This is a genomic window from Streptomyces sp. NPDC127119, assembly GCF_042677425.1.
Lineage (GTDB): Bacteria > Actinomycetota > Actinomycetes > Streptomycetales > Streptomycetaceae > Streptomyces.
Window position 1 is genome coordinate 1 of the sequence record NZ_JBHXTO010000218.1, and the last position, 9,738, is coordinate 9,738.

Genomic DNA, 9,738 nt, shown 5'->3' on the forward strand with positions numbered 1-9,738 from the left:
GAACGGTGGGGCCCTTCGACATCGTGCCCGGTGAGGCACTGGCGGAGGATACGAGATTCGAACTCGTGAGGGGTTGCCCCCAACACGCTTTCCAAGCGTGCGCCCTAGGCCACTAGGCGAATCCTCCGCGGCAAACAATACAAGACGTTGAGCCGTGCTCGCGAACTCGTTCCCCCCGCTCGGATCGGGTACTGTGTGCGCAGCCCCTCACGTGGCGCTATCTGACTGAACTCCCCCAGGGCCGGAAGGCAGCAAGGGTAGGTTGGCTCTGGCGGGTGCGTGGGGGGCGCTTGCGTTCGCGGGCGGGATCGGGACCGATCCGGGCGGGTCGGGCCGGGGGTTTCGGGCCGGTGCCGGTGGGGCCGGGCGGGCGGGAGTCGACGGGCGTTCCCCGTTGTCAGTGGGCGCCTATAACCTCGTATGTGTGTCGTCCCTCGCGCTGTACCGCCGTTATCGCCCGGAGTCGTTCGCCGAGGTCATCGGGCAGGAGCATGTCACCGACCCGTTGCAGCAGGCGCTGCGGAACAACCGGGTCAATCACGCGTACCTGTTCAGCGGGCCGCGCGGCTGCGGGAAGACGACCAGCGCGCGCATCCTCGCGCGGTGTCTGAACTGCGAGCAGGGGCCCACGCCCACACCGTGCGGTGAGTGCCAGTCCTGCCAGGACCTCGCGCGGAACGGGCCCGGTTCCATCGACGTCATCGAGATCGACGCGGCCTCCCACGGTGGTGTGGACGACGCCCGTGACCTGCGTGAGAAGGCCTTCTTCGGGCCCGCGAGCAGCCGGTACAAGATTTACATCATCGACGAGGCCCACATGGTCACGCCGGCCGGCTTCAACGCGCTGCTGAAGGTCGTCGAGGAGCCGCCGGAGCACCTCAAGTTCATCTTCGCCACCACCGAGCCCGAGAAGGTCATCGGCACGATCCGGTCGCGTACGCATCACTATCCCTTCCGGCTCGTTCCCCCCGGCACCCTGCGGAATTACCTCGGCGAGGTCTGCGGACGCGAGGGCATGCCCGTCGAGGACGGCGTGCTGCCGCTCGTCGTGCGGGCCGGCGCCGGGTCCGTGCGTGACTCCATGTCCGTCATGGACCAGCTCCTCGCGGGAGCCCGGGACGACGGTGTGACGTACGCCATGGCGACCTCCCTCCTCGGGTACACGGACGGCTCGCTGCTCGACTCCGTGGTCGAGGCCTTCGCCGCGGGCGACGGCGCCGCGGCCTTCGAGGTCGTCGACCGGGTCATCGAGGGCGGCAACGACCCCCGGCGGTTCGTCGCCGACCTGCTGGAGCGGCTGCGGGACCTCGTGATCCTGGCGGCTGTGCCCGACGCCGGTGAGAAGGGGCTCATCGACGCCCCCGTGGACGTCGTTGAGCGGATGACGGCCCAGGCCGGGGTCTTCGGCGCCGCCGAGCTGAGCCGTGCCGCCGACCTCGTCAACGCCGGTCTGACGGAGATGCGGGGGGCCACCTCGCCCCGCCTCCAGCTCGAACTGATCTGCGCTCGCGTGCTGCTGCCCACGGCCTACGGCGACGAGCGGTCCGTCATGGCCCGGCTCGACCGGATCGAGCGCGGTGTGAACTTCAGCGGGGGAGGGGCGGGAGCAGGGGCCGGACTCGGGGGCGGGGTCGGTGGGCCCGCCGTCGGTTACGTGCCCGGGCCCGACGCCCACCCGGGAGCCCCTGCGGGACAGTCGGGGCAGCCGGGACACCCGGGGATGCCGGGCGGTGGTCCCGCCGCCGCCCGCGCCGCCGTGCGGGGAGGGGGAGCGGGCGGAGGAGGAGTCGGGCAGGGGCCCGGAGTTCCCGGTCCCGGTCCCGGCCTCGGTTCCGGTCCCGGTGGTGATGTGGGGGGCGGGCCTGCCCAGGTCCCGGCCGCGCCCGCCGCCGCGTACACGCCTCCGCCCGCTCCCGCCGAGACTGCTCCCACTCCCAGTCCCAGCCCTAGTCCTGCCGTGCCTGCCGCCCCCGCCCCCGTCCCCGCGGCGGAGCAGCCGTCCGGGCCGGCTGCCGGTGCCTGGCCCACCGCGACAGCCGTGGGCAGCGGGCGGCGGCCGGGTGGCTGGCCGACCGCGTCCGCCACGGGCGGGGGGCAGCCTCCGTCCGGAGCGTCCGCCGCGCCCTCCCAAGCCCCTGCCTCCCCCGCTCCTTCGCAGGGCTCCGCGGGCCCGGCCGCGTTCGCCGCTCCTCCGAGCGGCGGGCCCGACCCCCGCACGCTCTGGCCGAACATCCTGGACGCGGTGAAGAACCGGCGCCGCTTCACCTGGATCCTGCTCAGCCAGAACGCCCAGGTGACCGGCTTCGACGGCACCACCCTCCAGATCGGCTTCGTCAACGTCGGAGCGCGGGACAACTTCGCGAGCAGCGGCAGCGAGGAGGTGCTGCGGCAGGCGCTGTCCGAGTTGTTCAACGTGACCTGGAGGATCGAGGCGGTCATCGACCCCTCCGGAGGCTCGGCGCCCCCGCCCGCACCCGGTGGCGGCTTCGGCGGCGGTGGATACGGCGGCAACACCGGTGGCGGCGGGGGCTACCCGTCGGGTGGCGGCGCCGCTCAGGTCACGGGCACGGGTGCGCCCCGCCCCGCCCCGCAACAGCCCGCGGCCCCGGCTCCGGCGCCCGGACCGGCCTCCCCGTCGTCCCAGAACCGCCCGGCGCCCGCCTCCGGCTCCGCGCCCTCGTCCGCTTCGGCGCACCAGCCTCCGCCGCGCCCCGCCGCCCAGGAGCCGCCTCCGATCTCGCCGGAGGACGACACCCCGGAGGACGACGATCCCGACCTCGACGAGTCCGCCCTCTCCGGCCACGAACTGATCGTCCGAGAACTGGGAGCAACGGTCCTGGAAGAGTTCACGAACGACTGACCGACCAACGGTCCACCCGGTCAGACCCACCGACCAACCCCGCCCCCACCCACCCAGGGGGCGCGGGGAACTGCGCACCCGGCCCCCACGCCGCGGCACCTGACGTACGACCTTGGCCCCCACTCCCCGAAGGGGCGCGGGGAACTGCGCACCCGGCCCCCACCCCGCGTCCCCCGACGCACAACCCTGCCCCCCACCCACCCAAGGGGCGCGAGGAACTGCGCGACAAGCCCCCACGCACCCGCACCCGGCACGGATGCCCGCCACCAAATCCCCCGCCGGCCAGGCGTCCCGCTACGCTGACCCCCGTGAACGTCCTAGTAATCGGCGGCGGTGCCCGCGAACACGCCCTGTGCCGTTCCCTCTCCCTCGACCCCGACGTCACCGCGTTGCACTGCGCCCCGGGCAACGCCGGTATCGCCGACGTGGCCGAGCTGCACGAGGTCGACGCCCTCGACGGCAAGGCCGTGGCCACGCTGGCCACGGACCTCGGCGCCGAGCTGGTGATCGTCGGCCCGGAGGCACCCCTCGTGGCCGGGGTCGCCGACGCCGTGCGCGAGGCGGGCATCCCGGTGTTCGGCCCCTCGCAGGAGGCCGCCCAGCTGGAGGGCTCCAAGGCCTTCGCCAAGGACGTGATGGCGGGCGCGGGCGTCCCCACCGCCCGCTCGTACGTCTGCACGACCCCCGCCGAGGTGGACGAGGCGCTGGACGCGTTCGGCGCCCCGTACGTCGTGAAGGACGACGGGCTCGCCGCCGGCAAGGGCGTCGTCGTCACCGACGACCTCGCAGCCGCCGCGGCCCACGCCAACGCCTGCGACCGCGTGGTCATCGAGGAGTTCCTCGACGGCCCCGAGGTCTCCCTCTTCGCGATCACCGACGGCGTGACGGTCGTCCCGCTGCAGCCGGCGCAGGACTTCAAGCGCGCCCTCGACGGCGACGAAGGCCCCAACACCGGCGGCATGGGCGCGTACTCGCCCCTCCCGTGGGCCGATCCGAAGCTGGTCGAGGAGGTCATGCAGACCGTTCTGCAGCCGACCGTCGACGAGCTGCGCCGCCGCGGCACCCCGTTCTCCGGGCTGCTGTACGCCGGGCTCGCGATCACCTCGCGCGGCGTGCGGGTCATCGAGTTCAACGCCCGTTTCGGCGACCCCGAGACCCAGGTCGTCCTCGCCCGTCTGAAGACGCCGCTCTCCGGCATCCTCCTCGCGGCCGCGAACGGCACCCTCGCCGACCTCGAACCGCTGCGCTGGAGCGACGACGCGGCTGTCACCGTGGTCATCGCCTCGCACAACTACCCCGGCACCCCCCGCACCGGCGACCCCATCGAGGGCCTCGCCGAGGTGGCCGCCGAGGACGCCCCGCACACGTACGTCCTGCACGCCGGTACGAAGCGGAACGGCGACGCCGTCCTCAGCGCCGGGGGCCGCGTGCTCTCGGTCACGGCGAGCGGCAAGGACCTCACGCAGGCCCGTACCCGCGCGTACAGGGCGGTCGACCGGATCCGTCTCGACGGCTCCCAGCACCGTACGGACATCGCGGCGAAGGTCGCGGAAGCTGCCGCGGAGTAACCGCGGTAACCCTCGGTTACGAGCTTTCACCTGCACCGTCCGTGACCACGCGACACCCCGTCGACACCCTGCGCAGCACGCGCTCATGACGTGCTCAACCCCTTCGGGCCCCGGATCCGGCACAGGATCCGGGGCCTTTTCGTCAGCCACCTCTAGCCAAAGCCATTCCATCGAGTGACCGATCCCCCATCCGGCTGACGTCGGCCGGGGCCCCAACTAGGGTGCGGCGCAAAGCGTTCCGGCACTTGGCCCACCGGCATTGCGATGTCAGTCGCGGGTGCCACAGTGGGGGAGTGAGCAACGCAATGGACGTCCGCCGGCGGTGGCTGGGTATGCACACGTCGGGCGGGCAGTAGGGGGTGACACCGGTCGTGTCCGGTATGGGAGTGGAGTTGGGTGCGCACACCGCGCGCTCACGGGCTCTCGCCGTGCTGCGCATCCGCAGCAGGGCGCTGGCCGTCGCCCTGCTGCCCGCGGCCGTCGCCGTCGTCCTGCTCGTCGGCGGGTCGACCGGGCACATCGACGGCCCCGGCTGGGGCGTGGTGCGCGCGGTCGTCACGGGGTTCGCCGTGTTCGTACTGCTGTGCGCGGTGGGGGTCGCGCTGCTCGTCGCCCGTGCGCGGCCCGCCATGAGCCCCACGGTCCCGGTCGCCGAGGAGTCGGCGCCGGATCTGTACCGCATGGTGCGGGATCTGGCCGACCGCCTCGAAGTGCCCGCGCCCTCCGCGATAGCGCTCACACCGGACTGCGACAGCTGGCTTGAGGACCGGACCCACCCGGCCCACGCCCCGCCCCGCCCGGAGTCCGAGGACGAGATGGAGGGCGGCCGTGGCCTGGGCCCCGCACACCGGCGTACGCCCGCCGCGCCCGTCCTCGTCATCGGCTCCCCCTTCCTGTGGTGGATGCGGGTCGGTGAACTGCGGGCCGTGCTCGCCCCGGTCGTCGCGGGTACGGGACCGTCGGCGCACCCCGACATAGCCGCGGCCCGGCGTTTCGTACGAGGTCTCGACGCGGCCGTGGCGGTGGCGTCGGCGTCCACCCGCGGACCGCTGACCCGCCTGGTGCTCGGCGTGGCCGGCTGGGTGGCGAGGATCATGCTGCGCGGCTGCCGCGTGCACGCCGCGGAGATGGAGCGGGGCGTGGCGACCGCGGCGGCGGAGCGTGCGCAGACCGTGGACTACGGGCTGCGGATCGTCGCGCAGGAGCAGGTGGGCCTGGCGTACGCGGGCTGGGACCGGCTGCTGACCAGGGTCGCGCTGCCCGCCTGGCGCATGGGGCGGTGGCCGTCCCGGCTCGACGCGGGTGTCGTCGCGGCGCTCACCGAGCTGTCACGGCGTGACCGGCTGGCCGAGGGCTTCACCTCCCGCCTCGGCGAACGGCCCGCCTGCGATCTCCTGGAGGAGCCGGGCGCGATCGACGAGGCGACGTCCCTGCTCGCCGCGCGCCTCTTCCACGGCGGCCCCGCCGAGACCGGACCCGACTGGGCCCCGGTCGACTGGGCGGAGTATCCGGACGAGGTCGTCGACCGCAAATGGCGTACGGACGCGGCACGGCTCCATCGCGTACTGGACGGACTCGGCGTGAGCCGCACGGCGGGGCCGGGCGCATCCGAGCCGGAGGGCCCGACGCTGGACCGCGTGATGGACCACCTTACGTCCGCCGCACCCCCGCCCCCGCCCCCGCCCCCGTCTTCGCCTTCGCAGGGCACGGACGACGGCGCGACGGCGTACGAGGCCGACGGCGGCCCGGAGAGCGACGAGGACGGCGTTCCGGCGACCGAGCGGAGCGCGGCGCTCGCCGCGGTGCTGAGCGCCGAGCTGGCACGCGAGGAGGCCGCGACGACCGCCGGGCCGACGGCGTCCCCGACGCCCTCGACGGCCTCCGCGGGACAGGGCGGCCCCGACCTGGCGCTCTGGGACGACGGCGCGCTGCCGCTCTTCCCCCTGCAACCGCCGCGGACGGGACGTGAGTTGCTCGGCGACCATGTGACGGCGATGGTCTGCTGCGCGGCCATGGACACGGCCGGGGCGATGCCGGGGCTCGACTGGCTGGACGGCCCGTCGCTCCTCGTGAACGGCGAGCGCTCCGCGGACCTCGGCCCCCGAGTCCTCAGCCTCATCGAGGAGGGCGACCCCGCCCCCCTGCGAGCCTGGCTCCTGGACCTCGGAGTACGAGCAGAAAAACCAGTCAGACTGGTCTGACCCCGGGCCCTCACCCGGGGACGCGAGCCCCCGCACACTCACCTCCCTCCAACCCGCGCGCCGCCACGGCCCCCCGCACCCCACCCCACCCAGGGGCGCGGGGAACTGCGCGCCCAGCCCCGACGAACCCGCACGCCGCCATGGCCCCCGCACCCCACCACCCCCACCCACAGGGGCGCGAGCCCCCGCAAGCTCACCGCCGTCCGACCCGCGCGCCGCCATGGCGCCCCGTACCCCACCCCACTCAGGGGCGCGGGGAACTGCGCGCTCAGCCCCGGCGGACCCGCACGTCACGAACCACCTCCGGCCCGCCATCTCCCCACCGGCCGCGGGCAATTAGCGACGAACGGTGACGGCGCGCATGCGTAATGTGATGTGCTGGGTCCACCCGTGTCCACCCGTGCGCGGGGGCACACATGGGCAAGGACGTACGAGGGAGGGAACGTCACATGGGGACCGAGCAGATCCGCCGGTGGGAGTCGGGAGCGCTGGCGCACGCCGTCACGGACCCATTCGGACAGGGCCCCGTCCCCTGGCTGCGCGGCAGCGAGAACTACTTCGACGACACCGGCCACGTCGTCCCCTGGTACGTCGACCACACCCCACCCCCCGGCGCGACCACCGCCCACGACCGCTACCGGAGCTCCGGCCCACGCGTCCCCACCCCGCGGGCGACCGCCGGAGACCCCCGCTCGGCCGACGACGTCCACCGGCAGATCAAGGGGTTCGCCTCCACCGGCGCGGTCGCCCCCGGCGAGGCCGTCGACTTCCACATCACGGTGGACCCGCCCCAGCAGTTCGGCGTGGACATCTACCGCATCGGTCACTACGGCGGCGACGGCGCCAGCAAGATCACCACCAGCCCGCGCCTCTCCGGGATCGTCCAGCCCGCCCCGCTCACCGCGGACCGCACGGTCTCCTGCCACCACTGGTGGCTGTCCTGGCGGCTGCAGATTCCGTCGTACTGGAGCATCGGCGCGTACGTCGCCGTCCTCACCACCGACGACGGCCACCGTTCCCACATCCCGTTCACGGTCCGCGACGACCACCCCGCCGACCTGCTGCTCGTCCTGCCGGACATCACCTGGCAGGCGTACAACCTCTACCCGGAGGACGGGCACACGGGCGCGAGTCTGTACCACGCGTGGGACGAGGACGGCCGGCTGCTCGGCGAGGCCGATGCGGCGACGACGGTCTCCTTCGACCGTCCGTACGCGGGCGCGGGCCTGCCCCTGCACGTGGGCCACGCCTACGACTTCATCCGCTGGGCCGAGCGCTACGGCTACGACCTCGCGTACGCCGACGCCCGCGACCTGCACGCCGGCCGTATCGACCCCACGCGCTATCGCGGCCTGGTCTTCCCGGGCCACGACGAGTACTGGTCGACGGCCATGCGCCGCACCGTGGACGTCGCCCGCGAGCAGGGCACCTCGCTCGTCTTCCTCTCCGCCAACACCATGTACTGGCAGGTGGATCTGGCGCCCTCCGCGTCCGGCACCCCCGACCGGCTGCTCACCTGCCTGAAACGCCGTGGACCCGGCAGACCCGCGCTGTGGCGGGAGATCGACCGCCCGGAGCAGGAGCTCCTCGGGATCCAGTACGCGGGCCGGGTTCCCGAGGCCCACCCCCTCGTCGTCCGCAACGCCGACCACTGGCTGTGGGAGGCGACCGGAGCCCACGAGGGCGACGAGCTGGAGGGCATGGTCGCGGGTGAGGCCGACCGCTACTTCCCCCGGACCGCGCTCCCCGAGCACCAGGGCCGCATCCTCCTCTCGCACTCCCCGTACCGGGACACGGAGGGGACGATCCGCCACCAGGAGACGTCCCTGTACCGGGCGCACTCCGGTGCCCTCGTCTTCGCGGCGGGCACCTTCGCCTGGTCCCCGGCCCTGGACCGGCCGGGGCACACCGACGCCCGTGTCCAGCGGGCCACGGCCAACCTCCTGGACCGCATCTGCAAACGCGACTGAGGCCGCCGCCCCTGGTTCCGCACGGCCCCCTGGCCGAGGCCGGTCCTCCCGTACGGGAGAATCGAGGCATTCAGTCAGAACCACGGGGAGGAACCGTGTCCGGATTCGTCGAAAAGCCCGAGCCTCTTGAGGTTCCGGGTCTGGTGCACCTGCACACCGGCAAGGTGCGCGACCTGTACCAGAACGAGGCGGGCGACCTCGTGATGGTCGCCAGCGACCGCATCTCCGCGTTCGACTGGGTGCTGCCCACGGAGATCCCCGACAAGGGCCGCGTCCTGACGCAGCTCTCGCTCTGGTGGTTCGACCAGCTCGCCGACCTCATGCCGAACCATGTCCTGGGCACCGAACCGCCGGCCGGCGCCCCCGCCGACTGGCAGGGCCGCACCCTGGTCTGCAAGTCCCTGGAGATGGTCCCGGTCGAGTGCGTCGCCCGCGGCTATCTCACCGGCTCCGGTCTCGTCGAGTACGACAAGACCCGTACCGTCTGCGGCCTCGCGCTCCCGCACGGGCTCAGTGACGGCTCGGAGCTGCCCGCCCCGATCTTCACCCCGGCCACCAAGGCCGCCGTCGGCGAGCACGACGAGAACGTCTCGTACGAGGAGGTCGCCCGCCAGGTCGGCGCGGAGACCGCCGCCCAGCTCCGGCAGGCGACGCTCGCCGTCTACAGCCGGGGCCGGGACATCGCGCGCGAGCGCGGCATCCTCCTCGCGGACACGAAGTTCGAGTTCGGCTTCGACGGCGGGACGCTCGTCGTCGCCGACGAGGTGCTGACCCCGGACTCGTCCCGCTTCTGGCCCGCCGACCAGTGGGAGCCGGGCCGCGCGCAGCCCTCGTTCGACAAGCAGTACGTACGCGACTGGCTGACCTCCGCAGAGTCCGGCTGGGACCGGAAGAGCGAGCAGCCGCCGCCCGCGCTGCCCCAGCAGGTCGTGGACGCGACCCGCGCCAAGTACGTGGAGGCGTACGAGCGTCTGACGGGCACGCCCTGGGCCTGAGCGCGATGCCGCGGCGTCCGCGGGCCCTCGCGGTCCACGCGAAAACCCCCAGTCATCGACCGGGGGTTTTCGCGTTCTTCTTCCTCTGAGCGGACGACCAGGTTCGAACTGGCGACCACCAACATTGCAAAGTTGGGCTCTAAC

At 73.3% G+C, this 9,738-nt stretch carries 5 protein-coding genes, 1 tRNA gene and 1 other RNA gene; 6 read left to right on the forward strand and 1 reads right to left on the reverse strand.

The window, feature by feature from the left end:
- Positions 1-39 precede the first annotated feature (39 nt).
- Positions 40-127 (reverse strand) — tRNA-Ser (locus ACFVH5_RS41945).
- A gap of 71 nt (positions 128-198) precedes the next feature.
- Here ACFVH5_RS41945 and ffs point away from each other — a divergent pair.
- The 6 genes from ffs to ACFVH5_RS41975 all read left to right on the forward strand — a co-directional run bounded on the left by ffs (position 199) and on the right by ACFVH5_RS41975 (position 9,594).
- An RNA gene (ffs, locus tag ACFVH5_RS41950) (signal recognition particle sRNA small type) lies at positions 199-297 on the forward strand.
- A gap of 127 nt (positions 298-424) precedes the next feature.
- Positions 425-2,860 carry a DNA polymerase III subunit gamma and tau gene (locus ACFVH5_RS41955; RefSeq protein WP_385838946.1) on the forward strand — a complete coding sequence of 812 codons (2,436 nt, stop codon included), beginning with the start codon at positions 425-427 and terminating at the stop codon, positions 2,858-2,860.
- 308 nt (positions 2,861-3,168) lie between these two features.
- Positions 3,169-4,428 carry a phosphoribosylamine--glycine ligase gene (gene purD / locus ACFVH5_RS41960; protein ID WP_385838947.1) on the forward strand — a complete coding sequence of 420 codons (1,260 nt, stop codon included), beginning with the start codon at positions 3,169-3,171 and terminating at the stop codon, positions 4,426-4,428.
- A gap of 380 nt (positions 4,429-4,808) precedes the next feature.
- Positions 4,809-6,629 (forward strand): hypothetical protein, encoded by a 1,821-nt coding sequence (locus ACFVH5_RS41965; RefSeq protein ID WP_385838951.1) that lies wholly within the window; start codon positions 4,809-4,811, stop codon positions 6,627-6,629.
- Positions 6,630-7,078: 449 nt separating this feature from the next.
- A complete protein-coding gene (locus tag ACFVH5_RS41970) occupies positions 7,079-8,599 on the forward strand; it encodes a N,N-dimethylformamidase beta subunit family domain-containing protein (RefSeq protein WP_385838948.1) in 1,521 nt (506 codons plus the stop codon).
- 95 nt (positions 8,600-8,694) lie between these two features.
- Positions 8,695-9,594, forward strand: a complete 900-nt coding sequence (locus ACFVH5_RS41975; protein ID WP_385838949.1) for a phosphoribosylaminoimidazolesuccinocarboxamide synthase — start codon at positions 8,695-8,697, stop codon at positions 9,592-9,594.
- Positions 9,595-9,738 lie beyond the last annotated feature (144 nt).